At 42.5% G+C, this 26,137-nt stretch carries 25 protein-coding genes; 13 read left to right on the top strand and 12 right to left on the bottom strand.

From position 1 onward, the window contains the following. The first annotated feature begins 381 nt into the window (after positions 1-381). Positions 382-999, top strand: coding sequence for an alpha-ketoglutarate-dependent dioxygenase AlkB (locus ABIB39_RS22700; RefSeq protein WP_354432486.1), 618 nt, complete (start codon positions 382-384; stop codon positions 997-999). A gap of 76 nt (positions 1,000-1,075) precedes the next feature. On the opposite strand, the gene ABIB39_RS22695 is transcribed toward ABIB39_RS22700, so the two are convergent. Together ABIB39_RS22695 and ABIB39_RS22690 are read right to left on the bottom strand one after the other, a co-directional pair. Next, positions 1,076-1,291, bottom strand: a complete 216-nt coding sequence (locus ABIB39_RS22695) for a hypothetical protein (RefSeq protein ID WP_354432485.1) — start codon at positions 1,289-1,291, stop codon at positions 1,076-1,078. Positions 1,292-1,341: 50 nt separating this feature from the next. After that, on the bottom strand, positions 1,342-1,674 hold the full coding sequence (locus ABIB39_RS22690; protein ID WP_354432484.1) for a hypothetical protein: 333 nt from the start codon (positions 1,672-1,674) through the stop codon (positions 1,342-1,344). Positions 1,675-2,349: 675 nt separating this feature from the next. On the opposite strand from ABIB39_RS22690, the gene ABIB39_RS22685 reads away from it, so the two are divergent. Genes ABIB39_RS22685 through ABIB39_RS22670 form a run of 4 tightly spaced genes read left to right on the top strand, consistent with a single transcriptional unit; the run spans position 2,350 to position 8,229 of the window. After that, the gene (locus ABIB39_RS22685; RefSeq protein WP_354432483.1) at positions 2,350-2,619 is read left to right on the top strand and encodes a hypothetical protein; all 270 of its coding nucleotides are present in this window, start codon (positions 2,350-2,352) and stop codon (positions 2,617-2,619) included. Positions 2,620-2,673: 54 nt separating this feature from the next. Then, entirely contained in the window at positions 2,674-3,621 is a 948-nt protein-coding gene (locus ABIB39_RS22680; RefSeq protein ID WP_354432482.1) for a TlpA family protein disulfide reductase, read from the top strand. Positions 3,622-3,654: 33 nt separating this feature from the next. Next, positions 3,655-6,864, top strand: coding sequence for a SusC/RagA family TonB-linked outer membrane protein (locus ABIB39_RS22675; protein ID WP_354432481.1), 3,210 nt, complete (start codon positions 3,655-3,657; stop codon positions 6,862-6,864). Between the two features lie 18 nt (positions 6,865-6,882). Beyond that, positions 6,883-8,229 carry a RagB/SusD family nutrient uptake outer membrane protein gene (locus ABIB39_RS22670; protein ID WP_354432480.1) on the top strand — a complete coding sequence of 449 codons (1,347 nt, stop codon included), beginning with the start codon at positions 6,883-6,885 and terminating at the stop codon, positions 8,227-8,229. Positions 8,230-8,276: 47 nt separating this feature from the next. On the opposite strand, the gene ABIB39_RS22665 is transcribed toward ABIB39_RS22670, so the two are convergent. Further along, positions 8,277-8,561 (bottom strand): DUF6520 family protein, encoded by a 285-nt coding sequence (locus tag ABIB39_RS22665; protein WP_354432479.1) that lies wholly within the window; start codon positions 8,559-8,561, stop codon positions 8,277-8,279. A 95-nt stretch (positions 8,562-8,656) separates the two neighbouring features. Continuing rightward, on the bottom strand, positions 8,657-9,094 hold the full coding sequence (locus ABIB39_RS22660) for a MauE/DoxX family redox-associated membrane protein (protein ID WP_354432478.1): 438 nt from the start codon (positions 9,092-9,094) through the stop codon (positions 8,657-8,659). An 89-nt stretch (positions 9,095-9,183) separates the two neighbouring features. On the opposite strand from ABIB39_RS22660, the gene ABIB39_RS22655 reads away from it, so the two are divergent. After that, a complete protein-coding gene (locus ABIB39_RS22655) occupies positions 9,184-12,192 on the top strand; it encodes a lantibiotic dehydratase (protein WP_354432477.1) in 3,009 nt (1,002 codons plus the stop codon). A gap of 1 nt (position 12,193) precedes the next feature. Here the strand turns inward: ABIB39_RS22655 and ABIB39_RS22650 are convergent, their stop codons facing one another. Together ABIB39_RS22650 and ABIB39_RS22645 are read right to left on the bottom strand one after the other, a co-directional pair. Next, positions 12,194-12,934, bottom strand: a complete 741-nt coding sequence (locus ABIB39_RS22650; protein WP_354432476.1) for a LytR/AlgR family response regulator transcription factor — start codon at positions 12,932-12,934, stop codon at positions 12,194-12,196. Then, complete coding sequence (locus ABIB39_RS22645; RefSeq protein WP_354432475.1) at positions 12,925-14,016, bottom strand: sensor histidine kinase; 1,092 nt, start codon at positions 14,014-14,016, stop codon at positions 12,925-12,927. The genes ABIB39_RS22650 and ABIB39_RS22645 overlap by 10 nt, the downstream gene beginning before the upstream one ends. Before the next feature lie 274 nt (positions 14,017-14,290). Here ABIB39_RS22645 and ABIB39_RS22640 point away from each other — a divergent pair, with 274 nt between their 5' ends. Then, positions 14,291-15,433, top strand: coding sequence for a hypothetical protein (locus ABIB39_RS22640; protein WP_354432474.1), 1,143 nt, complete (start codon positions 14,291-14,293; stop codon positions 15,431-15,433). A 287-nt stretch (positions 15,434-15,720) separates the two neighbouring features. Beyond that, positions 15,721-15,984, top strand: coding sequence for a helix-turn-helix domain-containing protein (locus ABIB39_RS22635; protein ID WP_354432473.1), 264 nt, complete (start codon positions 15,721-15,723; stop codon positions 15,982-15,984). A 224-nt stretch (positions 15,985-16,208) separates the two neighbouring features. Here the strand turns inward: ABIB39_RS22635 and ABIB39_RS22630 are convergent, their stop codons facing one another. Next, positions 16,209-17,024, bottom strand: a complete 816-nt coding sequence (locus ABIB39_RS22630) for an SOS response-associated peptidase family protein (protein WP_354432472.1) — start codon at positions 17,022-17,024, stop codon at positions 16,209-16,211. A 52-nt stretch (positions 17,025-17,076) separates the two neighbouring features. Continuing rightward, positions 17,077-17,325: a hypothetical protein gene (locus ABIB39_RS22625; protein WP_354432471.1), complete on the bottom strand. Its 249-nt coding sequence runs from the start codon at positions 17,323-17,325 to the stop codon at positions 17,077-17,079. A gap of 243 nt (positions 17,326-17,568) precedes the next feature. Here ABIB39_RS22625 and dinB point away from each other — a divergent pair, with 243 nt between their 5' ends. From dinB to xth, 4 genes are all read left to right on the top strand, one after another. Continuing rightward, the gene (gene dinB, locus ABIB39_RS22620; protein WP_354432470.1) at positions 17,569-18,726 is read left to right on the top strand and encodes a DNA polymerase IV; all 1,158 of its coding nucleotides are present in this window, start codon (positions 17,569-17,571) and stop codon (positions 18,724-18,726) included. A 3-nt stretch (positions 18,727-18,729) separates the two neighbouring features. After that, positions 18,730-21,672, top strand: a complete 2,943-nt coding sequence (locus ABIB39_RS22615; protein ID WP_354432469.1) for a DNA polymerase III subunit alpha — start codon at positions 18,730-18,732, stop codon at positions 21,670-21,672. Positions 21,673-21,676: 4 nt separating this feature from the next. After that, positions 21,677-21,910, top strand: a complete 234-nt coding sequence (locus tag ABIB39_RS22610) for a hypothetical protein (RefSeq protein WP_354432468.1) — start codon at positions 21,677-21,679, stop codon at positions 21,908-21,910. A gap of 308 nt (positions 21,911-22,218) precedes the next feature. Beyond that, the gene (xth, locus tag ABIB39_RS22605; protein ID WP_354432467.1) at positions 22,219-23,277 is read left to right on the top strand and encodes an exodeoxyribonuclease III; all 1,059 of its coding nucleotides are present in this window, start codon (positions 22,219-22,221) and stop codon (positions 23,275-23,277) included. A gap of 238 nt (positions 23,278-23,515) precedes the next feature. Here the strand turns inward: xth and ABIB39_RS22600 are convergent, their stop codons facing one another. Genes ABIB39_RS22600 through ABIB39_RS22585 form a run of 4 tightly spaced genes read right to left on the bottom strand, consistent with a single transcriptional unit; the run spans position 23,516 to position 24,752 of the window. Next, on the bottom strand, positions 23,516-23,887 hold the full coding sequence (locus tag ABIB39_RS22600; RefSeq protein ID WP_354432466.1) for a hypothetical protein: 372 nt from the start codon (positions 23,885-23,887) through the stop codon (positions 23,516-23,518). Positions 23,888-23,892: 5 nt separating this feature from the next. Further along, positions 23,893-24,174: an EndoU domain-containing protein gene (locus ABIB39_RS22595; protein WP_354432487.1), complete on the bottom strand. Its 282-nt coding sequence runs from the start codon at positions 24,172-24,174 to the stop codon at positions 23,893-23,895. Positions 24,175-24,184: 10 nt separating this feature from the next. Continuing rightward, positions 24,185-24,502 carry a LytS family sensor histidine kinase gene (locus tag ABIB39_RS22590; protein ID WP_354432465.1) on the bottom strand — a complete coding sequence of 106 codons (318 nt, stop codon included), beginning with the start codon at positions 24,500-24,502 and terminating at the stop codon, positions 24,185-24,187. After that, positions 24,456-24,752 carry a phage integrase SAM-like domain-containing protein gene (locus ABIB39_RS22585; protein WP_354432464.1) on the bottom strand — a complete coding sequence of 99 codons (297 nt, stop codon included), beginning with the start codon at positions 24,750-24,752 and terminating at the stop codon, positions 24,456-24,458. The genes ABIB39_RS22590 and ABIB39_RS22585 overlap by 47 nt, the downstream gene beginning before the upstream one ends. Before the next feature lie 352 nt (positions 24,753-25,104). Here ABIB39_RS22585 and ABIB39_RS22580 point away from each other — a divergent pair, with 352 nt between their 5' ends. Next, positions 25,105-25,419 (top strand): toxin-antitoxin system YwqK family antitoxin, encoded by a 315-nt coding sequence (locus tag ABIB39_RS22580; RefSeq protein WP_354432463.1) that lies wholly within the window; start codon positions 25,105-25,107, stop codon positions 25,417-25,419. Positions 25,420-26,137 lie beyond the last annotated feature (718 nt).

Below are 26,137 nucleotides of genomic sequence, written 5' to 3'. Positions count from 1 at the left end.
TAGTATTGCTGCTCTCCAATATCTAAATTTCTTAAATAATAAACCCCTTAACCTGATCAAACATGCTCTTGCAGTTTAAACCGCACAACGGGTTATAAGAAGGATGTTTGCACTTGCGGCCGGGGCTTTTAACCCAAATTATGATTTTTTAAAAATCCCCTGGCTCATAAAAAACATTTCATAATTAATCAACAGGGATGTTTTGCAAGCAATATCATTGCTTTTTTCATAGCGCAACGCTATCGTGGCCTCAAAACAACAACTTCTGAAACTTAGATGCGGATAGTTACTCACTAATGACTTCTCAAACTTAATCCCTGACTTCTTGTTGATTTTTAAAGATTTGATGCCTATATTTTTAAGCATCTGCAATTTTAGAAAATGGAAACAGTAATTCCCGGTTTACTTTTATACCCCGATTTCATAGATGAAGCCAAAGAAGAGCAGTTGCTCAACGAAATTGACAGTCAGCAATGGGTGGTTGATTACTTAAGAAGACTGCAATATTATGGATACCGGAATGAATTGGACGCGCCGTATGACCTGATAAGATTTCCGGTTGCTATACCTCCCTTGATGTATCAATTGTCACAGCAAATCGTCGAGCAGAAAATCCTGCTTCTTCAGCCAGATCAGGTAATCATTAACGAATATGTTCCCGGAGAAGGTATCAAGCCGCACAAGGATAGGTCTTATTATGAAAACCAAATCTGTGGTGTGAACTTAGGAAGCAGTTGTATTATGCGGTTTATAAAAGGTGAGAACGTGGAAGTGGTAGATGTCGAAATTCCCAGGCGTTCCTTATATGTGATGCAAGATGATGCCCGGAAGAAATGGAAACACGCCATACCGCCCAGGAAGAAAGATAAAGTAGAGGGCAATGTGCAACACCGTGAACGAAGGGTATCCATTACTTACCGTAAGGTGAACCAAGGAAGAGTTAAACCTATTAGCCCTGAGGGAAAAGTAGCCAAATTATTACGAGAGCAGTTTACATAGGTCTTAATTAGTCAGCAAACGAATCTAGAACTTACAAAGCGGCTTCTTATTTTGTATTGCTATAATTCAGACCTCTTTAACGTAAATTTAATTTGATATGTGTTAAATACGGCTCTATAATTTTTGTTGATTTAAAGCCACGTATGCTATTGATTTCGTTATTTTCTACATCATAGAAAACTTCTGCATAAAACGAGCCCAGGTTATATAGTTGGACAAAGAACTTTCCATCAGGCCTGTCACCTATGTAAGTACCATCCCCGACTGCATCCATTCTTTCAGAAACAGCCATGGCTTGAAAGTCGTATAGCGTTATCACGTATCGTTATTATTCTTAAGTAGTTAAAGTTTAAGATTTGATTTCAAAGCATCTTTCTTCAAACGTTCATTCATCTTAATTTGTACTTCTTTTTCGTTCTGTATGACATTTATTATAAGATTTGGATCAACTTCAATTAGGTAAGCAAACCTTAAGATTTCAAAAACTGAGAAGGTTTCCGGATTCAAAAGTTTAAGTGCATATCTTCCTTTGTTCATACCAAGTGCTTCTGAAATCTTGCCTGAATGATATTCTCTAATCTCATACATTCTTTTAATAACATCACTCTCAAAAAGAAATTTAATGTGCTTAAATAAGGTAAATTCTTTATTTCTTTTGTTGTTCCAATCTGACATTTATGTCTGTTTTGACATAAATGTCTTTCAATATAAGCGTATAATAATATAAAGTTACTATTCGTAATAAAAAGTTACTATGTGTAATTTTTTATTTATATTTGTTACATGATGTTATTATAAAGCGAAATTTTAAATATTTAAATCGCTAACGAAGTCTCACGTACAGAAACCGCCAGTAGATCACGTGAAGGCAAGTGAAAGCGCCCATTCCGGAAAAAGTATATCTTTGAGGTGTATTTTAATGGATGGGCTTCACTTAAGTCTTTTGTGGTCAACTCTGGTCCTTGGATAGGATTGGAGGGGTTCCTGGCGGTACCTTGTACAAAAGCAGTGAAGTCCATCCATTTTGATTTGCTACTTTTTTGAGACTCGTGATCAAATTGAAAACGAGGATGATAAACCCAAGGTCAAATATTAGTGAAAAGATAATTAATGGAATGCATTCCTACGGTTTCGCATTTATTTACCTTTATCATATTGTTTGCTCTTTTCCCCTCCAAAATCCAATTAAGAACATAATCAAGAACCCGGAGTGAGCCTTATATAATATAAGGCAACCGGGATCAGTTAGTAGTTAAATTAATCCGGTTGCCTTATTTTGCTGTAATAGTGTCAATCCTTTGCCCTAACTTTAAGCGACAAATAGACTTCTTACCGTAAACGATCAAGCTAATGAATTCTGATAACAACTTTCCCGGCCAATCTAATACTGATGAACCTTTAAAAGTGCTGCAAGCATTCTTTAATGCACATAGTGTTGATGCAGTTAAACTTGCTTTATTGACCGCTTTACAGGGTTATGCTTTGAATGAGAAAAAAGGCTTTCTTGAACCAGGCTTCAGCGAAGAAGATATTACGGAAATGTTTGATAGTTTGATCGCTTTGGTTGCTGCCGTAGAAAAGCTGACGATCCAGGGTAGGATAGAAGGCATACCCGGTTAGGCAGGGCATATTACAGCTCGATTTCTGATTTTTTTCACGTTTAAATAAATCAAAATGAAGCTCAAACTTTGCTTCCTGCTATTCCTATGCCCAATTTTTAGGGTGACCGCGCAGGCTAATCCCTTGCGCGTTGGCGATAAGGTACCAGATTTGTCATTAACTAAGGTGCTCAACCATACCGGCGAAGCCCTTAACCTTGCCGCCTTTAAGGGTAAACTCCTCATCCTTGATTTTTGGGCCACATCCTGTGGTTCCTGCATCGAGGCGATGCCGAGGCTGGATTCTCTCCAGCGGCTGTTCGGCGATAAGATTGCTATCCTTCCCGTAACTTACGAGAAAGCGGAGCGCATCCGTTCCTTTCAAAATAACAATGGATTTCTTAAAGGCCGAAAATTTCGGACAGTGGTAGAGGACGTTGCTTTGCACAATTTATTTCCGCACCGCCTGTTGCCGCATGAAGTGTGGATCGGTATAGATGGAAAAGTATTGGCCTTTACCGAAGTGGCCGATATAACTGCCAAAACCATTGCTGCGGTACTCTCCGGCACGCCCTTGGCCTTGCCAGGAAAAGTAGATGTGCTGGATTATGATCAGAATAAACCTTTATTAGTCAATCATAACGGCGGCCCCGACACCGCTTACCGTTACCGCTCTGTGATTACCGGGGTTTTGAAGGGATTGCCTGCGATTGTTAGCATCCGTTATGATTCGTTAAAAAATTTAACCATTATACGGGCAACCAATGTCTCCAAGCGCCGCCTCTACACTATAGTATTTAAAGGGCTCCGTGCGCTACCCGACGATCAGGTCAGCGTAGGGCAGGATAACATGCTGTGGTGTTACGAACTGCAACTACCGGGGAATTCCCCCTCCCTCGTCAGGCAAAGTATCCGGCAGGATCTTGACCGTTTTTTTAACGTTCGCTCGGAATGGACAGGCACTTCTTTCCGTCTGCTGCCGGTAATGGCAAACTCAGAAACGGACGGACCGCTTACCCTTTAAACAATTTGATTAACAACCAATTATCAAATCACAATGAAGATTATCTACAAAATATTTTTAGCTTTTACGGCCTGTCTTTTAGGGTCTGCGGTAGGTATGGCCCAGCAGATCAGCGGTCAGATCAAAGATGCTGCAAGCAAACCCGTTGCCGGGGTACAGGTGATTATCAAAGGCAAAACAGTGGCTGTTGTTACAGGCCCTGATGGCCACTTTGCGCTGCCTGCCGCTAAAACAGATACCTTAGTTTTAAGCAAACCAGGCTTCCTGAGCCAGTACATTGCCGTTCATAACGGTACCATTTTTATGCTGACGCTGCGCCCGGAGGTCGAACAGCTGGCTGAAGTCAAAATCGTATCGAACGGTTATCAGTCGCTACCGGTACAAAAAGCGACCGGCTCTTTTGAACAGGTGGATAAGCAGCTGCTGAACCGCTCTGTTGGTACCGATGTACTGAGCCGACTGGAAGGGGTCAGTACCGTGCAGTTCGACAAACGGCAAGGCCAGTCCAACGGCCTCGTCATTCGGGGCCACAGTACCCTTTTTGCCAACTCCGCACCGCTCGTCGTGCTCGATAATTTCCCTTATAACGGCGATATCAGTAATTTGAATCCCAACGATGTGGAAAGTATAACCATCCTAAAAGATGCTGCGGCCGCTGCCATATGGGGTGTTCGGGCCAGCAATGGGGTGCTCGTAATCACCACGAAAAAGGGCAGCCGCAACAAACCGCTATCGGTAAACTTTAATGCCAACGTGACCGTTGCTGATAAACCGGACTTGTTCTACCAGCCGCGCATGTCCTCGGCAGCCTTTGTTGACCTGGAAAAACAGTTGTTTACCAAGGGATTTTATACCGATGATGAAAGTGCGTACAACTATGTGCCGGTATCCCCGGTAATGGAACTGCTCATTGCGCAGCGGGACGGTAAGATTTCCACATCTGATGCGGATGCGCAAATAGCTGCCCTGGCTAAACATGATGTACGCAAAGACCTCCAAAAATATTGGTACCAGCGGTCCGTAAACCAGCAATACGCGGTCAGCCTCAGTGGCGGATCGGATAAGGCAGCTTACCTTTTTTCGGCAGGCTATGACCGTAACCTCACCTCGCTTGGTGGTACCTACCGGCGTATAAACCTGCGTACGGACAATAGTTTTTTCCTAACGAAAGGATTGCAACTTGATGTCAGTGCATACCTTACCAGTAGCATGACCGTCGCCGGCAGGGACGATTTTAGCGCTTTGCGCACCAGCGGCAGCAAAGGCTTGTTGCCTTATGCCAGTTTTGCAGATGCGCAGGGCAACCCGCTCACCATACTGAAGGATTACCGCCGCTCATTCGTGGAAAGCTCCCAGGTAGCAGGCTTTCAAAACTGGGACTACGTACCCCTCGACGATTATAAGTCAGTTAACAACCAAAGCCGCAACCTGAATATATTCCTGAATACAGCCTTGAAATACCAGGTAGTAAAAGGCCTGGGCATTGAACTGCGTTATCAGCTGGAAAATGCGCAAACACAGGGCGACCTTCTCTACGGCCAAAACAGTTATTACGCCCGAAACCTGGTTAACCAGTATACCCAAACAAATCCGGATGGTTCGTTAGCGCTTCCTGTTCCGATTGGTGGGGTCTTTGACGCTTTCGGAAGCCGCCTGGCTTCTCACAGCATTCGTACGCAATTAAACTACAATATGGACTGGGGATTAAACAGGCTGACGGCTCTGGCCGGTTACGAATACCGGACGGATAACACCCGTAACCGTAATTCAAGGGACTATGGGTATAATTCCAGCACCCAAACAGCTTTGCCGGTGGATTATGTAACAAGTTTCTTCCAGCCGATCTATTCCTATTACATCGATTCTACAATTCCCTACGTCAATCAGTACCAAACGCTGCAAAATAATAACCTGTCATATTTTGCAAACGCCGCTTATGCATTTGATGACCGGTACAGTTTATCTGCCAGCCTACGCAAGGACCAGTCCAACTTGTTTGGCGTTAATGCAAACCAAAAAGGCGTACCGCTGTACTCCGTTGGTGCCGCCTGGACACTGAATAATGAAAAATTCTATCATATCGGGTGGTTGCCTTACCTCAAGCTGCGGGCCAGTTTTGGTTATAGCGGGAACGTAGATAATACGCTTTCTGCACTCACTACTATCCAATATCTGAGGCAGAATTTCATTAGTAAGCAGACAAGCGCTTCCATCCGGAACCCGCCTAACCCTGACCTCGGCTGGGAAAAAACCGGTATCATCAATATAGGGCTCGACTTCGCACTCGCTGGCAATGTCATCTCCGGTTCGGTGGAATATTATCGTAAGAAAAGTGACCACCTGATCGGCTTCCAGCCACTCGAACAGACCACGGGTGTACTTAATCCCGCAACCAATCTTTTCCAATATAAAGGGAATGTTGCCGCTATGCAGGGTAACGGCCTGGAATTGAATTTGCACAGCACTAATCTAAAAGGCTCACTGAAGTGGCATACTGACCTGCTTTTAAGTTCGGTTAGAAACAAGGTGACCAGCTACTACCAATACAGCGACAACGCATCGGTTTATGTAGCTAATGGCTACTCGGTTGCCCCGCTGGTCGGCAAACCGGTGTTTGCGATCCTGACCTATAAATGGGCTGGTCTGGACCCGGCTAACGGTAACCCGCGTGGATATGTGAACGGACAGGTGAGTTCAGATTATTCGGCAATCCTTTCTGATACCAAAGTCAGCGACCTCCAGTACAGCGGCTCAGCCGTGCCTCAGCTTTTCGGCTATTTTCGTAATACATTTACTTATCAGGGGATCTCGCTTTCCGCTAACATCGCCTATAAACTGGATTATTATTTTGTCAAGCCTTCAATCGCTTACAGCGCGCTTTACACCAACTGGGATGTTTCAACAGGTGATTATGCCCGGCGCTGGCTGGTAGCGGGAGACGAAACAAAAACAAATGTTCCCTCTATGGTATATCCTGCCGACAGCCAGCGCGACCAGTTTTATAACCAGTCAGCCGCCAACGTAGAGAAAGGTGGTAATATTCGCTTGCAGGATATTCGCCTGGGCTACGAGTTAAGTTCGCGGCTTTTAAAACAAACGCCTTTTAAACAATTACAGGTGTACGGCTATGCATCCAACCTGGGCTTGATCTGGAAAGCGACGAAAACCAATTATGATCCGGATTATCCGCTGTCTTTCCGGCCACCGCTGACCGTGGCTTTGGGATTAACCGGTAATTTTTAACATATGATATACATACAGATGAAAAATACAAAACATACAGCCATCATGCTTTTGTTAATAGCTGCCCTTTTTTCCTGCAAAAAGGAGCTGGACGAGAAATCCTCTTCTGCCTTACAGGTGCCCTCGTCAGCAGCAGACTTCCAGGCTTTAATGGACAACGGCTCCCAATTATCGCAGGTGTGGCCATATGCAGGAATTGCAGGATCTGATGAAGGATTCGTAACGACAGAGAGCTGGGCAGTAACGTCGCTCACCGAGCGCAACGCCTATATCTGGGAACGAAATGTATTTAATGACCTGCCGCGAAACGATTGGTCTTACCCTTACAGCGTGATCTTCTCCACCAATGTGGTTTTGGAAGGAATTGGAAAATATGGCCATACCAGCGCAGAGTGGAATAATATCAAAGGTCAGGCGGCCTTTTTTCAAGGCTATGCCTATTACCAGCTGGCCCAGGAGTTCTGTAAGGCCTACGATTCGCAAACCGCTGGGACGGATGCCGGCTTGGTTTTAAGGAATTCATCCGATCTGAATGTCAGGTCTGTCCGTTCGACAGTGGCCCAAACCTATGAGCGGATAGTTGCCGACTTGTCCGCTGCCGTGCCTTTACTGCCAATTGCCGCAGTGGTGAAAACAAGGCCGTGTAAAGCCGCGGCTTATGCTATGCTAGCCAGGACGTACCTGTCCATGCGGATGTATGATAAAGCAGGCCTGTATGCAGATTCGAGTTTAAAATTGAATAGCAAACTGATCGATTATAATACGGTTACAGTGGGTGCCGGTCCGCCATTTCCCCGTTTTAACGACGAGGTACTATTTCATACGATCAGTGTACCGGTTAACCTACTGCTACCACCTAAACTGATGGTCGATACCAACCTCTATACGGCTTATGAAAACGGTGACCTCCGAAAAACGCTGTTTTTCAAACCCGCTTCAGGCAACCTGCGTTTTACTTTCAACGGAAGCTACGATGGTAGTGTAAACCTCTTTAATGGCCTTGCAACCGACGAGATGTACCTGGTTCGGGCAGAAACATCGGCCAGGGCCGGAAACATTACGGCAGCGCTGGCTGACCTGAACACCTTACGTGTCAACCGTTACCGCATAGCAGCTTATCAGCCATTGACGGCGGCAGGCCAGGCTCAGGCATTAGCACTGGTCTTATTGGAAAGGAGAAAAGAATTGCTGTTACGCGCGCTCCGCTGGACAGACCTGCGGCGGCTGAATAAGGAACCGGCCCTGGCCGTCACTTTAAGGAAGTTTGTTAACGGGAAGCTGTATGAGTTGCCGCCGGGTGATCCGCGATATACCTGGCCGATCCCGCAACAGGTAATAAACGACACCGGAATAGCGCAGAACTAAAAAAGGCAAGGCCGTAGTAGGCCTTGCCCCCTGGCGGGTAAAAACAGTTAGTTTTTAAGCACTTCTGCAGTGATGGTGTTTAGGTTAGGCTGCATCGGGTTAGATGTGCTGCGTTCAGCAACTACCGAGCAGCGGCTGGTGCTGCCGGAACAAACCGGTTGAGTAGCGCTGTAAGTGTACTTGCTTGCATCGTTGATCTGGGAAGGAGTTCCGGTAAAGCTCCAGTTTACACCAGCGAACTTTTTCGCAGATTTTGCGGCAGTAGTGGTGAAGGCACCGGCAACGCCTAACAGGATGGCCATGCTGAAAATAAATGCTTTAGATTTTTTCATGATACACGGATGCTTTTTTACTAAAAAACAAACGAAAAACTTGATGAGAAATTTTGCCTACTCTTTTCGCAGGTTTTCGGCTTACCCCTGTAGTTCTATAAAGAAACGCTCGTGCGTTTTGGCTCCCGCTTTTTCGAATGCAGCCGGAGAGCAATCAAAGCGGCAAGGACAAAAACGGAATTGAAGACCAGGTGCCCTCCCCAGGACATCCGGTTCAGGATGCCCCCGCAGGAACAGGGTAATTGCCCGCTACCAAACAACAGGATTAGTCCGATGTAGGCCGTAAAGGCGCTGAGTAAACCAAGGGACAGCCTAAGGCCTGCCGTACGTGTCCGGTCAGTGCAAAGCAGGCCGATGGCAAAAAGTTCCAGGGCAGGAATGGCGAAAACCAGCGCATTGGCAAGGCTATGAGGGAAAGGTTGCAAATAGAGCTGCGCACGGAACAGCGACGTGTCGGATAATTTACTGGCCGCTGCATAAGTGAACAGCAGGATCAGCGTAGCAGTAAGGCATAATTGAATCGTTGGTTTCATATCCTTTGGTTTGATAATACAAAGTAACAGTATCGCTAAAAGGCAAAACAGTATGAAATGGGTAGTATACCCTTTTGAGGGATGAGCAGATGAAGGAAAATAATGAAACGGAATACCATTTTTTACCGCAGCTATTTCTGCGGGCACCTCACTATAGCTTTGGAGGGTATGACTTGTCGCGTCTGCCCGAAGCCCTGCTCCAACAGGATTTCCGCAACGCCATCTGGTTGGCAAGCCCCGAGTTTTACCAGGCCTTAGCTAAGAAAGACTTTCAATTTGACAAATTACTTCCTAAAGAAATTCATACGGTCTATAAATATTATAACCGCATCTGTTTCCGGCCTACGCCGTTCGGAGCCTTTGCCTCATTCACCCTGTTGAACTGGGCGGATGGAGAAGCTGTGAAAATCGGCGGCAATAGCGCCGCTTGCATTCATTTGCTACCGGACCAGATGACACTGAATGTGGTTAATAGTTTGCGCAATAACGAGTTGGCCGCAGAACAGCTCATCGTTAATCCCTGCCTGTATAAAGTTGGCAGGCTCTATCGCTATACGAAATCTGCAGTGACGGATAAAAACCGATATGAATTTAGCCTGGAAGCGATTGAAGCTGTGAAGTTTCACACCGGCCTTGTTGCGCTTTTCAAAAATAAACCGCTGCCTGCGCTCCATGTGCTGGAATGGATAGCCCTGCGTGGTGTCTGTACGCAGGAGGAAGCGATGGATTACCTGCGATTTCTGACCGATGAAAAAGTGCTATTGACTGCCGCTGGTGGACGGATCATCTACACCAGCGAACCTTCAGACGATACGGTTGCCTTGTCCGGCTGGAAGGATTTTTGGGCAAAACATCATACCGCTCCTTTTTGTAAAGCTGAAGCCCTTGCCGGGCTTTCGGCGGAATTGGGAACGTTGTTGGAAGGCTTGCTACCTCCCCAAAAAACGCAGCCTTTTTACGCCGCACTTGAAAAACCGCACCTTAGCGGCGGGCCGGGGCCGCAGGAACAGCGGGAACTGGCTGCAGCCATAACCATGTTGCGCCTCCTGTCACGTGATGCAGCTTCAGCTGATTTAACGAGTTTCATCAAAGATTTTAAAGAACGCTTCGACCAGGAGAAAGTACCGCTTTTGCAGGCGCTTGATTCGGATACAGGCGTTGCCTATGGAAACCTTAACGCTCCGGCAGCGCAACCTAAATTGCTCGAAAATATCCGCTTCCCCGAAAATAATGTACAGCGCGAACAAACAGGCTGGACCGCAGTTCACCGGATGCTTTTCCGCTTATGGACAGGTGATACGCTTCGCGATCCATACTCGCCACTTGTGTTAAATAATACTCACCGTAAAGAACTGGAAGAAGCGGGCGACCCTGTTTCCTTGCCGCAAACGCTTGCTCTAATGTACCGCAGAACGGGTGAACACGTGCTAATCGAAAGCGCCGGCGGAGCCGCTGCCACCAACTTGATCGGCCGCTTTTCCTGCTTCAGCGGCTCGGTTTACGAACTTTGCTGCCAGCTTGCAGACAAAGAGGTCAAGAGTAATCCTGACGTGGTATTTGCCGATATCGGCCAGCTTTCCGATGCCCACGTAGACAATATCAACCGTCGACGCAGGATATATCCTTATGAGATTCCGGTTAATGTCTACAGTGAACTGCCTGTGGATGCGCAGCTGCCTCCATCCGATCTAATGGTGTCCGTTAGCGGCGGCGAAGTGATGTTAGAATCCCGAAAATTAGGCAAAAGGGTGATCCCCCGCCTGGCGACCGCTTATAATTTCAGGCATAACCAGTTGCCCGTATTCCGTTTACTTTGTGATCTGCAATACCAGGGTATCAGGGCTAATCTCACCTTTGACCTGGAGCAGTTTTTTCCTGGTTTAAGTTTTTACCCAAGGGTCACTTTTGGCAAAACAATTCTTAGCCTTGCTAAATGGAATTTTAAGGCAGATGACCTGGAAAAGCTAATAAATGCTGCTGATGCCTTAAACGAGTTAGAGCAGTTTCGCAGGTTTCATCACCTGCCGCGTTATATCAGCCTGGGGTCTTCGGACCAGCAACTTGTATTTGATTTGGCGCACCAACCTGAAGCGCTGTTTTTTTTGAAATGCCTTAAAAGGCTCAAGGAGGTAACGATAGGGGAGTACCTCGCATCCGGGCGAAACGTTTTGAGCGGGAACAAACCGCTGGCCGGCCAAATGATCGCTTTCCTGGCGCATGGCCGGGAAATTTACAAGGGTGTAGTGGCTACTAAAAAAGATCACTTCCCGAAATTGGGGCGTAACTTTTATTTGGGCAGCGATTGGCTTTATCTCAAGCTATTTTGTACGCCGCGCATAGCAGATGAACTGCTCGCTAAAATTATCCTGCCCTTTGTCAGCAGGCAGCGTAAACTGATCAAAAAATGGTTCTTTATTCGTTACACAGAACAGGGCTATCACCTGCGGTTACGGCTGCAGGCCAACCCTGCAAAACTCGGAACGCTTTTGGTCGCTTTGCGCGGCAGCTTAAATGGCGCGGGTTATGACCAGTTGATCCGCAATTACCACGGAGATACATATCAAAGGGAGATTGAGCGCTATGGGGCTACATTAATGCCGCTAATCGAAGACGCATTTTGCGCGGGAAGTGAACTGGTGGCTAATGCGGTAAAAAGCCGGGCGGAGGAAGTCAGCGGCTGGGAAGAATTGAAACTTGCTTTATATGCCGCTAATGGGATGATTCGTTGTTTCCTGCCGGATGAACAAAATCGCCTTGCTTTTTTAAAGCGGGTAACTGATCAATTCATAAAGGAATTTAAAGGGAATAAAACTTTTGTGGTTGAGCTGGATAGCAAATACCGCGAGGTTAGAGGCTTGATTGAAGGCCTACCGCATAGCCGTTTAGGGGGTGCCGCAATGCGCTCACTGGCCAGAGTATTAAAGCAAATTTCAGAAACTTTTTCCAATGAAGTCGGAACAGGCCGGGTTACTTTATTGACCGATCTCGTGCATATGCAACTGAACCGGACATTTGCTACACGCCAGCGGGAGCAGGAGCTTTTAGTTTATTTTATTTTGCAAAAGCAAACGCTGTCAGAAATAGCCCGTAAAAAGTAGATCAGGTTTCGCGGTGTTCGCGTTTGCTAACGAGAATGTTGCTCTGAATCTTTTCCCGGAAGGCAACCCGGAAAGTGCCACCGATGGGCAAGCTGATCTGGTCATACAGGCGTACCTGGGCATATTCCAGGGAATTAATAAAAGCGTGGTTAACTACATACGACTGGTGTATGCGCGTAAAGCTTTGTTCCGGGAGTTTATGAAGTACCTCTGAGAGGGTCAGGTAGGTTACGATACGTTCTTTGTCTTTACCGAAATGGATAGTAATGTAGTTGCCGATATTTTCAATGTACCTGATTTCAGAAATATCTACACGGTGAAACTTTCCCTTTATATTGCTTTTGACAAAAAAGTAGTCGCCCTGCATTTGATAAATAGTCGGGATGACCCGGTTATTGACTTTAGTGATCGCTTTGAGAAAACGCGTGTAAATAATCGGTTTAAGCAGATAATCCACTGCATTTTTTTCAAAGGCCTCCGGGGCATATTCGCGAAAAGAAGTGGTGAAAATTACCTTTGTAGAAGCCCCGAGCAAATCTGCCATGTCTAGCCCATTGAGTTGAGGCATATCAACATCTAAAAAGGTGATTGCGGGTGATACGCCTCCGGCGAATAGTTCCAACACTTCAAGCGGATTGGTGGAGCTGCCTAAGAGTTCCAGGCCGGGCGTTTGCTCAACGTAACGGGCGATCACTTCAATAGAATGATGCTCGTCATCAACAATATAACAGCTCAGGTGCATAAGTTTAAAGATAAGGTTAATTCGTAAAGGTCTCCGGCTTCAGCAATGATTAATTGATAGTTATCCGGATATTCTGAATTAAGCCTGATACGGATATTTTGCAAGCCCAGTTGCTGGCGCCTGGCATGTTCGTTCTTTGATTTTTTGAGGTTACTGCTAAAAAAAGTAAATTTTCCGGTTGTTTCACTTTTCATCGCCAGCAATGCTGGCTGCCTGGCATCCGTCAAATCACCGTGTTTGAAAATATTTTCAGTTAAAGTCAACAGAATCAGCGGAATAATACGCATAGTGCTAAAATCTCCGGAAGTTGTGAGTGTAAAGTGTAAAGGGTCTTTAAAACGGTAACGGTTAATAGCGACCAGATTCTCAATTTGTTCTGTTTCCTTTTCGAGAACTATTTTTCCGTCCGGGCCGGTTTCTTCCAAACTAAACCGTATGATTTCAGATAGTAACCAGATACAATGCGCAGCATCATCTGAATGCTTTTGCACGGTATTAAAAACAAAGTTTAAGGCATTGAACAACATATGCGGGTTGATCTGCTGTTGCAGGTAGGCGTTACGTGACCTTTCCAACTGAACAGCCAGTTGAGCCTTTTCCTTTTCGACTTTCAATTGCTGACGCTCCGCACTTATTTTCCCCTTTCTAAAATAAGAAACATGTACTGCTGACCAATAAAAAACTGCAATAATTGTAAAGTAAAGGCTTCTAGCAATGTTTCTTAAAAAGAAGTTTTGGACATAAATATATGGATTGGAAATTTTAAAATCCTGGTGCCCAAAAACTAAGTCTGCTAAAAATTTCGCTGACAGGTAAACTATAAATATTGCAACATACAGTAAAAAACCCGCCAGATAATTGAGAGAAGTTGAAGTGAATGTCTTATTTAAAAGTTTAACCTGTGCATAAAAAAAACCAATATTAACTGCGTAATAGACCAAGTAAATATAAGGCCTTTCCAACTTACCCATAGTGAAATAAACAACAGTAAGTTCGTACAAAATGAAAAATAGCCAGCAGATGATAGGTACAATTGTTGCTTTGTTGAATAAGTAGATAAATATTGATTTCAATGAATTCATAGCGACAAAAGTTTAATTTAATGCAACACTTTCAAAATCTGTAAAAAATGCTGGTAGGCGTTTTAATTTATTTAATTTAAATAAAAAACTTAATTATCATGACAAAATCAAACAAATTACCGAAAAGGAAACTTCAAAAGTTAGCTAAGTTCAATGTATCAACAGTCAACAAGGGAATGTACGACACTGATACGACAACAGTCACTACAAGTGTCATTACCAGCACACATATCTTTTAACAGCAACAACTTTTCGCTGCACTTTTTTGATTATTATGCTGATTAATGAATTGCCATTTCTCGAGAAATTATTCTTTTCCAATGAAATAACGGAAAGTCAATTTAACAGTCAATTTGCGCTGATTTGTAAAACTTGGGAAGATGCGGCATTCTCTGAATTGCCGCATCATTCTTTACTACGCTATTTTAACCATCAGTTAGAAGGTATTATCAGCTATTCAGATGAGGTTTACAGGTGTTCAAACGCCGATTTAGTTAAAGAAGGCCAGTTGTTATTACTCAAACAGATTGACCATCTGTTGTTATACTACGCGCCATATTTTAATTGGGATGCGGTGGCGCCTATTGCCTTTCATCAGAGGATGATGGGCATGCTGGCGACAGGTATATCTACTGTCAGGAATTGTCTTTTTTCCGCTAAACTTAATTCGTCATTGAGCCGCTGCTTGCTGAACTGGCTGGACGAGGCGACCGAGTGTAGCGTATCGGTACGATACACCTTTCGTTCGCTGGCCTATCTGGAAAAAATTGTAGGTCATTTATCCCTGTTTGATTTTAATGCAGTTGAAGCCGGGGAAGAAATAATAATACTGCTTTCACGGCATAATTTCAACCACCTAGCTTTTTTGGCTTACAGGCAATATCAAATCGGCACTGAAGCAAAGGGAATCAATTGCATTTCCGGCCAGCTTGATTGTTTGCAACGTCAGAAAGCAGCTGTCTTGGTCTGCCCTGAAGCAAGGGAAATGTGTTATGATCTTGCTTATCCTTCACTTAAAATAATGCTGTCGGAATGGATACAGGAACAGATTACGCTTTCCGAAATAGCCTTAAAGAAAGATTTGGAAACCAGGGCTGGTTGCCCAATAGAAAAACAATCACTTGACTTGTCTGTAGCGCATTTAGCCTGCCTGATTAAGTTATTTTTAGAGGAAAATATCTTTGTTTCCCAAAGTACCAAAAGGGTGTTCCAGTTCTTTGCCGCTAACTACCAGACCAAAAGGCAAACGGCCATTTCCGCGGGTAGCCTAAGCAAAGAATTTTATAGTATCGATCAGCATACAGCCGCCCGCGTAAGGGAAATGCTGCAAAAAATGATCGCCCGGATCAATCGTAACTTTTTCCCGGTAATGGCTGTAATAAGTACAGCAATCCTTTCTTATCCAGGTACGCACTAAGTTCCCCAAGCCAGCTATAACTGAAACCCTTTTTGCGGATCAGCTGCTCAGGCAAAACAAAAACAATATCTTCCAGCGTCTTAAATCCCATCAATGCCGACGTAGTGCAGAAACCTTCGCTCAGGTCAAGTTGAGGTATAGGAACAGTTAATATTTCGCGGGGCTCCATGCATTTATGCTTTTACCAAAAATACAAAAAAACACTTATTGTTTCTAAATAGATGTTTCTAAATAGCTGTATCTATTTGGCGGTACTTATTTTGCATCGAATTGATTTATTTTACTTCATGGCAAGAGGTAAAGACAACGATCCTGGTGAACATATCCAAATAATGCTGAAAAAAGTTGGGCAACGGATTAAGGAATTGAGGGAAGCTAAAGGCGAGCCAAACTATGAGAAATTCGCTTTTAAACATGACATCAACCGTACGCAGCTTTGGCGGTATGAAAACGGGGAAGACCTGCACTTCTCCAGTTTATTAAAAGTTCTTAAAGCGCTGGATGTTTCCCTGACCGACTTTTTTAAAGAAGGTTTCGGGCAACTGGAGTAGACGATAATCAGCCGGTCAACACCGCAAAAATCGGTGTAAGCCGCAGAGCCTTTTTGTTTATTTAACCGCTGTTATGCGCCGAAATTGTTGAGCGGCACAACGGTAAAATAGGATTGGAGAGCAAAGAAAGTTAAGGCTCTACATTCTTTTTCACTATACTAGTAGTTAATTAATGTTTTATCCGGAATAAGCAAATTTGAGCTTGTAATGGCCTCCTGAAAATATTAAACCTTAACATCTTCCATCGTTGGCCAATGGTCAAATAACAATTCTTCTGAATCTATAAACGTCATGTCAAGCGGGGCAAGTTCCGGATAATCAAAAGCTGTAGCTTCCAATGCTGTGCGATAATTACGGTCAATCGTACATGCTTCCAGTAACCGTGATGGAATTTGTGTTAATGCAATTTCAGAAAGCCTTGCTTCTACATTTGGTGCCAGTTTTCCATCTACAGGTTTGGTCATCATCCATTCCCAGGCAAGATCATCAGTTAAGATACTCGGCATACGTAGCTTAGAATTATGAATTTGGCTCATTACGTTATTGGCTTTGGTAACGCCAAATGCGACAGTTTTCACCCATTTGCCTGTTTCGGGATCAAACCATTCGTTATATAAGCCGGGAAACCAGAAATATTCATGGTCTTTAACTCCAACAACATACGGGTATTTAATCATTTCCTTTAATTCCTGACCTTTCTTACCGATTTTAGGAATATGACGTGATTCTACTAACCCTGTGGAAAGTACAAGGCAACGACGGGTAACGGCGGCATCAGCCCACATAGAACGTTTTCCGTCTTCCTTAACAAAAAGATTTTCAGCTTTAAAATTTAGGGTTGTGTATTGTCTCCGAAAAGCGTTCGCTTCGTCACGGGTTTTTAAATAACCAGGAACATAACCCCATTCAGCCTGTACAATGTCAAAATCGCGCCCATCTTCCGACGGTACAAGGATGGCGCAGGGAGCGTAATTAAATCCGTTATGCACGCCAACATTTAAAAAATCATAGTTTCTAACCGGCTTTGCCAGTCCTTTCAATTCAATATACTCCGCTCTGGTAACCCGTTGTCCGTTATAATAGCACATAATCTTAATTTTTTTTACTTCTGATATATGCGGCAATTAGCTTGCCAACTTCTTCCGCTTCTTCCTGCCTGCCTTCAGGAATGGATGTCCAAAATTTAACATCTGTATTGTCCCGTCCTATCGTGATCGTAAGCGGCTTTTTTCTATTAGCATACATGATATGGAATATCCGCCGCTTTTTAATTTCCGCTTCCGTTACTTTAGTAACCGAACCTTTATACTCAATTTCAAATGTTGGCTCAACCTCCCTCATTTCTATAAAATTATAAGATTTTTTTCAATTATAAAACTGCTTACTTATCCTGCTTATCAGGTCTTTAATGATCAAAAAACAAGGTTGTAAAAATAATCTAAAAAAGATTTAAAATACTAATATTTTTAGCATTAGTTTTGTAAAGATTCTCATACTGGTTTTCTGGGCGTGATCTAAACGCCAGAAGCAATCCGACTGAAATATAAAATTTTATATAAATAAATGTAATAGCAGCAGACTAACATGAACGCCGACCGCCAAATAATTCACATGGATCAGGATGCATTTTTTGTATCTGTTGAAGTCAGAAAAGACCCTCGTTTGAAAGGCAGGCCTGTTATAATCGGCAGTTTATCCGACCGTGGAGTTGTCGCATCATGCAGTTATGAAGCACGAAAGTTTGGGGTGCATTCCGCGATGCCAGCACGATTAGCACGGAGGCTTTGTCCACAAGGTATTTGGATAAGGGGTAACATGGATGAATATACCAAAGCATCCCACGAGATAACAGATATTATCCACGAATTGGTGCCGCTTTATGAAAAAGCCAGTATTGATGAGCATTATATTGACATGACCGGGATGGATAAGCATCATGGTACGCTTAAATACACAAAAGAAATCAGGGCCAAAGTTATTAATGAAACCGGATTGCCGATATCTTTTGGTTTGTCGGTCAATAAAACCGTATCAAAAATGGCTACAAACGAGTGTAAGCCTAATGGCGAATTGAGCGTAGCGTTACCAGGGGTACAGCCATTTCTAAATCCTTTGTCAATCCGAAAAATTCCCGGCTTAGGCGAAAAAACATTTATAAAATTAAGCGATATGGGTATTAAAAGCATCCATACGCTATCCCAGGTACATCCGGAATACATGAACAGTATTTTGGGAAAGAACGGGATTTGGTTATTACAGAAAGCAAAAGGAATTGATGACTCACCCGTTGTTCCACATTATGAGCAAAAGACAATCGGAACCCAAACTACTTTTAATCAAGATAGTATTGATATAGAAACTATTAATCATCTGCTAACCTCAATGGTTATGGATTTGGCTTTCGATTTACGTCAGCAGAAAAAACAAACGGCTTGTATCACCGTAACAATCCGTTATTCCACTTTTGAAACGGTAACTAAACAGGCACGAATACCTTATACAGCACTCGACAGCGTTTTAATCAGTAAGACGAAAGAGTTGTTCAAACAACTTTTTCAAAAAAGGTTGCTGATACGTTTAGTTGGCGTTCGCCTTTCTAATCTTGTCAGCGGTTTTGAGCAGATTGATCTCTATTCGGAATCAGAAGAACAATATAGCCTCTGCCAGGCTATGGACAAGATACGTCGCCGTTTTGGGCCAGGGTCAATTAAATTAGCATCAGGTATAAATTTAAACTTATAGGCCATGTATTTGAATGTCCACTCACAATACAGCCTTCGTTTTGGCACAATGTCAATTCCAAATTTAGTGGAAGAAGCCGCCGCACGCGGAATTACTCAAATGGTGTTAACCGACATTAATAATTCTACAGGTATTATTGAGTTTATGCGGACATGTGACGAGCATGGCATTAAGCCCATTGCTGGCATAGAGTTTCGTAGGGATAAACACTTGCTTTATGTAGGCATAGCGCAAAACAAGGAAGGTATGCGTGAACTTAATGAGTTTTTGAGTGAGCATAATCTTGAAAAGAAGCCTTTGCCTGATAGTGCTCCTCCATTTGAAAACGCTTACACCGTTTATCCCTATTGTTATTCCTATGACTTGAAGGCTAACGAATATTTAGGTATTCGTTTTGACGAACTCAATATCCTCTACGGTAAGGATTTAAGTTTGTTAAAAGATAAACTGGTGGCTTTACAGCCTGTGTTTGTTCTGGATAAAGTAGAATATCGTTTACACGAGTACCTGCGCAGTATTGATCTTAACCTCGTGTTAACAATGGTTAAGGCGGAAGATAAATGCAGCACTACGGATATGTTTTTGCCGCCGGGGCAAATGGAAGCAAAGTTTTCACGCCATGCTTTCATTTTAGATAACACCCGAAACCTGATGAACCGGTGCGTTATGGATTATCCCAAAGGCCGGATTAATTTAAACCGGCGAACGTTTACGGGAAATAAAAAGAATGATAAGGAGCTGCTTGAAAAGCTGGCGATGAGCGGATTGGAATACCGTTACGGCAAAAGCAACAAGGAAGCACTTAAAAAGGTCAGGCATGAACTGAAAGTAATTTATGAACTGGACTTTTGCGCTTATTTCTTAATAACCTGGGATATTATTCGTTATTCATCCTCCCAGGGGTATTATCATGTTGGGCGTGGCTCAGGGGCAAACAGCATCGTTGCGTATTGCCTTAAAATAACTGATGTTGACCCTATTGAACTTAACTTGTATTTCGAGCGTTTTTTAAACGCGCAGCGTACCTCACCGCCCGATTTTGATATTGATTATTCCTGGGATGAACGAGAAGATGTTCAGGACTACATTTTTAAAAGGTATGGCAGTCAGCACACAGCTTTGCTCGGTACGATGTCAACCTTTAAAGACCGGAGTATTATCAGAGAGATCGGCAAAGTAATGGGCTTGCCAAAGGCTGAAATAGACAGTTTTACAGATCAACGACAGGCAGCTGCAAACCGCAACAACCCAACCTTTAAAAAAATAACAGCTATATACGAGCGAATGGCTAACATGCCTAACCAGCGTTCCATTCATGCAGGAGGGGTATTGATCACAGAGGAACCGATTACTTATTACACTGCGCTCGATATGCCGCCAAAGGGCATGCCTACTGTGCAGTGGGATATGTATGAAGCTGAAAAGATCGGCTTTGATAAGTATGACATTTTAAGCCAGCGCGGTATTGGTCACATAAAGATGGCGGTTAAACTGATTGAAGAAAATCAACAGCGTAAAATTGATATTCACCAGGTCAAAGTGTTTATGAAAGACCCAAAGGTAAATGCTCAGTTGAGAACGGGTGATACCATTGGATGCTTTTATATAGAATCGCCTGCAATGCGGCAATTGATCAGGAAATTAAACTGCGATAATTATTTAACCTTAGTTGCGGCCAGTTCTATTATTCGTCCCGGCGTTGCCAGTTCGGGAATGATGGGTGCTTACATCAAATACCACCATGCTCCCCATACCGTGAACTACCTGCACCCTGTAATGGCAGAACAGTTAAAGGAAACTTATGGGGTAATGGTTTATCAGGAGGATGTGATCAAAATTTGTATTCACTTTGCCGGAATGGATGGAACAGATGCAGACATACTTCGTCGAGGTATGAGCGGAAAGTATCGTTCAAAAAAAGAGTTCGAGCGTCTCGTCGAACGTTTTTTTGAAGAAGCAAAAAAACTGGGCCGACCTGATGATGTAGTGGCGGAAGTTTGGCGGCAGGTATCATCATTTGCCGGCTACAGCTTTTCAAAGGCTCACTCGGCCAGTTTCGCGGTAGAAAGCTATCAAAGTTTATTTTTAAAAACTTACTACCCAAGAGAATTTATGGTAGCTGTATTAAATAATTACGGGGGTTTTTACAGTCGTTATTTGTATGTACATGAACTTCAGAAGGCAGGGGCCAATGTTCACTTACCATGCGTCAATAATAGCCACACTATCGTTAATATTCATGGAATAGATGTGTATTTAGGCTTTGTGGGGATTCATGGTTTAAATGAGCGGTTTATAAATTTTATCCCTGAAGAACGCAGGGAAAATGGGTTATATCAAAGTCTTGAAGATTTGATAACACGCACCGGAATTGGATTGGAACAGGCTATTATATTAATTCGCGTAGGTGCATTACGATTTACCGGAAAAAGCAAAAAGGAGTTGCTTTGGGAAGTGCACTTGTTGATGGGTGCAAAGGTAAAGGCGAATAATGAGGTAGAGCTGTTTGCGGTTGAGGCCAAAAATTACAGTCTCCCTGTTTTGGTAAATACGCAATTGGAAAATACTTATCACGAACTGGAATTGTTAGGTTTTCCTGTTAGCATGAGCAGTTTTGAACTCCTCCAAACAGATTACCGGGGAGAGATTGGGGCAGGTGATCTTATCAATCATTTGGGTCAGCATGTAAAAATGGTGGGTTGGTATGTATGTGAAAAAACAGTACAAACTAAAACTGGTAAGCTGATGTGGTTTGGTTCTTTTCTCGATGTTGAAGGCAATTTCTTTGACACTGTACATTTTCCGAATAGCACAAAAGAATATCCTTTTAACGGCGCGGGCTGCTATTTAATTTATGGTAAAGTTGTGGAGGAATTTGGTTTTGCGAGTATAGAAGTCCTAAAGTTCGCTAAACTGCCCATTTACGTAAACCCTGTGATAGATTAAAAATATGGAAAGATTTAAAATCAACTGCGAAATTTCAAAAAAGCTGGTAGAGCTGCAATTCGATATTAAGAAAATCCCAGGGGAAAGAGGGCCTTGCTACATGGTATCTATCGACGGTTTATTTAAAGGCTATATCAAAAAGGAAAAATCCGGCAGCTTTAGTCAGGTGATGAGCTCATATTTTGCGGACGATGATATGTTGGTGATTAACGACCAATTGAGGAATTTATCAAATTAACGCTTTAGTCGTTATTCTACCAATAAAACAGATTGGTATAGATGTTGTTATAGTTAAAATTATCTACTAAAAAATTAACAATGGCAACACGAGGTGCAAAAGTGGAAAGAAGCTCTGTATCGGAGCAGCCACACGAATTAAAGTATGAAGCAAGAAAAAGAAGGCACTACAGCAAAAAAAGTAGAAGCCGCTAAAAAATCGGCAGGTTCTAATCAGCGTAGTGCTGTAGAGAGTAAACTGGCCGGTAAGAAATAAGCTGAAAAAATTAAATTTGTAAGCCCCGTTAGGGGCTTTTTTGTTTTAGGCTTATGAAGATTGCAACTTACAACATTAACGGTATCAATGGCCGTCTTGAAATTTTGCTGCGCTGGTTAAAAGAAGCGCAGCCGGATATTGTATGCTTGCAGGAACTCAAATCAGAAAATCAGAAATTTCCGGAAAAGGCGCCAAATGAAGCCGGTTACCAGGCTGTATGGCATGGGCAGAAAAGCTGGAACGGTGTCGCTATACTTTCCAAAACAGAAATTCGGGAATTGAGAAACGATTTGCCGGGAGAAGATGATGGGTTTACCCATAGCCGTTACATTGAAGCTTTTATTAACGGAATAGTTATCGGCTGTATTTACCTGCCAAATGGCAACCCCTTCCCAGGGCCAAAGTTTGATTATAAATTGCGTTGGTTTAAACGCTTGTCAGATCATGCACAAGACTTGGTTAACCGCGATTTGCCGGTAATTCTAATTGGTGACTACAATGTAATGCCAACGGAATTAGATAACTACAAACCTGAAAAATATTTAGAGAATGCTTTATTCCGCCCGGAAAGCCGCAAGGCTTATAAAGACCTGGTAGATCAGGGATGGATGGATGCCATACGGATACTTTACCCGAATGAGCGGATCTATACCTTTTGGGATTATTTGCGTGATGCTTATGGCAGAAATGCGGGTTTGAGGCTCGACCATTTCCTGCTAAATAAAAAAATATCCAGTCGGCTTGCAGCAGCGACAGTTGATAAAAAGGTTCGCGGTTGGAAGGGTGCAAGCGATCATGCGCCGGTATGGATAGAATTGGCAGAGGAGGATTTACCGGAACTCATAAAAACCGGAACAATCGAAATGCAGATCGAAAAGGTGGAAACAGGTGTAGCAGGTAACCCATTGCCGGTAGCTGATATAAAGGCGTTACTTAAAGACGCTCCAAAATCAAAAATCCCCACCGATATCAAACCCATGAAAGCTACTTTGGTAGATGCTCCGTTTGACGATCCTGGCTGTATATACGAGATCAAGTGGGATGGTTACCGCGCGGTAGCCATAATTGATGACAATAAAGCGCAATTGTTCTCCAGAAGCAATTTGCCTTGATGTATTCGCTCAAAACTTCCACAAATGCCTGGTGAATCCAAAACCCATGTGAATTGTATCGCATATAACTAGTGTTATCCATTTTTTATTAATAATTATTAGTTATTGTAATGAATACCAGCCAGCAAACTATTCATTCCCTCCTATAAAAAATTCAGAAATTGGGGTAGGTCATCCATAGTGATCAGGGCTGGTAGACGGCATAATTAATGTTTAACTTTATACACCTGTAATTGATTTAAGCGCTAGTTCCATTTAATGGTGGTTGTAACAGAAAATCCCTCCACCCAACAATAATTTCTCTAAAATCGACTGTTGGCATAGAATCAATGTCATCGTTAATATAAAATTTAACAACATCCCGATAAATTAATATGTCTACAATACCACAGCCACTTTCAATTTCACTATTTGAATTTGTTAAAGCGTCATCAATTTGATTTAATAACCCCTCGTCGACACCATCAATATCAGATACCTTACACTCGAATAAAAATAGATTTAAAAACTCTAACTTGGAATACGGAATTTTTTTTATCGTACCATTATCCCTCAACCTATTTTGAAAATCAACTCCGTATTTTTTTGCTATTCTTATATTCATCTCCATTTAATTTAATTAAAAGATGGGTGCATGGATGTTATTTTTGATTTGTCGATATACATAATACAATCGACTCCGTCGGACATCTGTCCTAAATAAATGTCAATACCCTTGTTTGTATATTGATATTTTTTATTCTTAAATGCTAAAGTCATTTCTTGTTGCACTTTTTGTTTAGTCCATTCATCGGGAAAAAAAGTTGAAAAACCGTGAGTCCTCTTTTTTTTCAATATTTGATCTAAACATTGATTATACATTTCCACTTTTGCATCATAATATGATGTGCCGTTTATATAATTTTTCTCACCTATGATGCTTTTCCAGCAGATGATGATAACGTAGTTGAATATTTTTCAAGCCCACGCCAAGTAAATTATTGTCGCCCGCCTTTAAACGGATCGGATTTTCGATAATGATATAATCAGCTTCCGCATATAAACGAATATGCAGTGGTTTGTCTAGGGATACCACATTATGTTTGATGCAGTTTTCTACCAATAGCTGAAGGGTAAATGGCGGGATAAGCGTTTGCAGTGCCTGATCATCCAATTCATTTTTAAAGGTATAACCACCTTCAAACCGGGCATTTTGCAAAAACAGGTAAGTTGTAAACTGTTTCATACGCATAGCCAGTAAAGCAGCAAAACACATATACGTCCCTTACTTCGGCTAAGCGCTCCACGCTGATTTCTTTCTCATACATCCCTACTAATTCGTGGATTTCAAGGGTTTCTCTGTCCGGATCAACAAAGGTGCATTTAAACCCTGAAATAGTGTTATGTTTTATCCAGCCTTCATCAATTGCGCGATCAATGATTTGTTTAAGTGTTTTCACATATTTCATCGCAGTGTTATCCCCAATGTTCTCCATAGTTAGTTAATGGAAGAAATTAACTGCAAATGCCATTTCGATATCCTCTAATCCTATATCAGCCAGTTTTAATTTTTTCTTTAGGAACTCATGAACTTTATCTTTCAATCGCTCATATCTCGCCAAAGTGCCTTTAGTTCCCTTGTTTTTGCTAACCCTTTCTGCAAATTCATCATTAATGATTTAGCTTGCAAGAAGTTCGGTAACGAGATGATGGATCCGATCGTATTTGATAATTGGGTAAAAAGCCTGTTGGGATATAATAGATATTTAAAGAAACCCGGGATACAACCTACTTGTGTTGACTGTTTTTATTTAACCTTTGGAGTGAAATTTATTAAAAATAGATAGTATGATTATTAAAGTTGAGTTTGACGATTTGGAACTAATAGGATTTGATGGCGGTGGCAGTGAAATATTCCATTACCAGGGCCAACCATTCAATGGTATGCTTGTGACAAAGGATGATAACAATATTGTCAGGAGCGAAGAAGAATTTATAAATGCATACAAAGATGGGATTCAAAGATATTTTTACCCCAGCGGTAATTTACAGGAGGAGTTTGGTCTTAAGAATAATGGTTTGAATGGTGTATTTAAGCGATGGGATGATAGCGGCAATTTAATAGAGGAGACCACTTGGGAAAATGGTGTAGAGATATCCTGAGGCATATTAATTTAAAGAATACATATAGTGATAGTGGCTGTTGATGTATATTATTAAAACGGAAGTGCAAAAGCAGTTGGTGAGCTTTTTTCGACATGGGAAGATGATAAATCTTTACACGAAATCATTGAAAGGCTGGACAATATTGAGGAATATGAACCAGGTAAGTTTTATAAAAGGGAGTTGCCTTGTATTCTGAAAATTATTGAAAAAGTTGATTTAAGATCAGTTGAGACGATCGTAATTGATGGTTATGTATATGTCAATGATGATCGAGATTATGGTTTAGGAGGCATGCTTTGGGTTGAACTAGGAGGGAACAGAGAGGGTTATTTTCTCTACTCTAAATCAACGCGTTATATATCTTAAACTTCTTTAGGTCACCGATTAGGTCACCTATAAATAATTCAATTATCGCTAATGCTTATGGTAATAAATATACCTTTTTTTATTTTATAACTGCGAAAAAAAAGCAATAAAGAGAAGTGAAAATGCCATTCTCTAAGAGTTGCTTAGGATGGAATGATAATCTGTTCTTTGCGTTCCTGGGCTAACATACACACCAAGAAGATACGTGTTACTTGCTCCTTATCTCATCATATATCACGCCAAGCTTCGTTAAGCATCAATAAGCTTTTCAAAGCACATTAATACTTAACCGGCTATCGAAGGCTTGTCATGCTTTATGACTTTCGAAGCGTCGCAATCCACACTCGCT

Source organism: Mucilaginibacter sp. UYP27, assembly GCF_040547175.1.
Taxonomy (GTDB): domain Bacteria; phylum Bacteroidota; class Bacteroidia; order Sphingobacteriales; family Sphingobacteriaceae; genus Mucilaginibacter.
The sequence above is the reverse complement of the archived record's forward strand: the minus strand, read 5'-3'. Positions and strand labels throughout refer to the sequence as shown.

Bases quoted from the DNA above. Each gene is read 5' to 3' on its own strand.
- ABIB39_RS22590 (WP_354432465.1), bottom strand. From the start codon at position 24,502: ATGAAACAGTTTACAACTTACCTGTTTTTGCAAAATGCCCGGTTTGAA.
- ABIB39_RS22600 (WP_354432466.1), bottom strand. From the start codon at position 23,887: ATGGAGATGAATATAAGAATAGCAAAAAAATACGGAGTTGATTTTCAA.
- ABIB39_RS22690 (WP_354432484.1), bottom strand. From the start codon at position 1,674: ATGTCAGATTGGAACAACAAAAGAAATAAAGAATTTACCTTATTTAAG.
- ABIB39_RS22610 (WP_354432468.1), top strand. From the start codon at position 21,677: ATGGAAAGATTTAAAATCAACTGCGAAATTTCAAAAAAGCTGGTAGAG.
- ABIB39_RS22585 (WP_354432464.1), bottom strand. From the start codon at position 24,752: ATGGAGAACATTGGGGATAACACTGCGATGAAATATGTGAAAACACTT.
- dinB (WP_354432470.1), top strand. From the start codon at position 17,569: ATGAACGCCGACCGCCAAATAATTCACATGGATCAGGATGCATTTTTT.
- ABIB39_RS22660 (WP_354432478.1), bottom strand. From the start codon at position 9,094: ATGAAACCAACGATTCAATTATGCCTTACTGCTACGCTGATCCTGCTG.
- ABIB39_RS22675 (WP_354432481.1), top strand. From the start codon at position 3,655: ATGAAGATTATCTACAAAATATTTTTAGCTTTTACGGCCTGTCTTTTA.
- ABIB39_RS22645 (WP_354432475.1), bottom strand. From the start codon at position 14,016: ATGAATTCATTGAAATCAATATTTATCTACTTATTCAACAAAGCAACA.
- ABIB39_RS22625 (WP_354432471.1), bottom strand. From the start codon at position 17,325: ATGAGGGAGGTTGAGCCAACATTTGAAATTGAGTATAAAGGTTCGGTT.
- ABIB39_RS22580 (WP_354432463.1), top strand. From the start codon at position 25,105: ATGATTATTAAAGTTGAGTTTGACGATTTGGAACTAATAGGATTTGAT.
- ABIB39_RS22650 (WP_354432476.1), bottom strand. From the start codon at position 12,934: ATGCACCTGAGCTGTTATATTGTTGATGACGAGCATCATTCTATTGAA.
- ABIB39_RS22665 (WP_354432479.1), bottom strand. From the start codon at position 8,561: ATGAAAAAATCTAAAGCATTTATTTTCAGCATGGCCATCCTGTTAGGC.
- ABIB39_RS22670 (WP_354432480.1), top strand. From the start codon at position 6,883: ATGAAAAATACAAAACATACAGCCATCATGCTTTTGTTAATAGCTGCC.
- ABIB39_RS22695 (WP_354432485.1), bottom strand. From the start codon at position 1,291: ATGGCTGTTTCTGAAAGAATGGATGCAGTCGGGGATGGTACTTACATA.
- ABIB39_RS22685 (WP_354432483.1), top strand. From the start codon at position 2,350: ATGAATTCTGATAACAACTTTCCCGGCCAATCTAATACTGATGAACCT.
- ABIB39_RS22635 (WP_354432473.1), top strand. From the start codon at position 15,721: ATGGCAAGAGGTAAAGACAACGATCCTGGTGAACATATCCAAATAATG.
- ABIB39_RS22680 (WP_354432482.1), top strand. From the start codon at position 2,674: ATGAAGCTCAAACTTTGCTTCCTGCTATTCCTATGCCCAATTTTTAGG.
- xth (WP_354432467.1), top strand. From the start codon at position 22,219: ATGAAGATTGCAACTTACAACATTAACGGTATCAATGGCCGTCTTGAA.
- ABIB39_RS22640 (WP_354432474.1), top strand. From the start codon at position 14,291: ATGCTGATTAATGAATTGCCATTTCTCGAGAAATTATTCTTTTCCAAT.
- ABIB39_RS22700 (WP_354432486.1), top strand. From the start codon at position 382: ATGGAAACAGTAATTCCCGGTTTACTTTTATACCCCGATTTCATAGAT.
- ABIB39_RS22615 (WP_354432469.1), top strand. From the start codon at position 18,730: ATGTATTTGAATGTCCACTCACAATACAGCCTTCGTTTTGGCACAATG.
- ABIB39_RS22655 (WP_354432477.1), top strand. From the start codon at position 9,184: ATGAAGGAAAATAATGAAACGGAATACCATTTTTTACCGCAGCTATTT.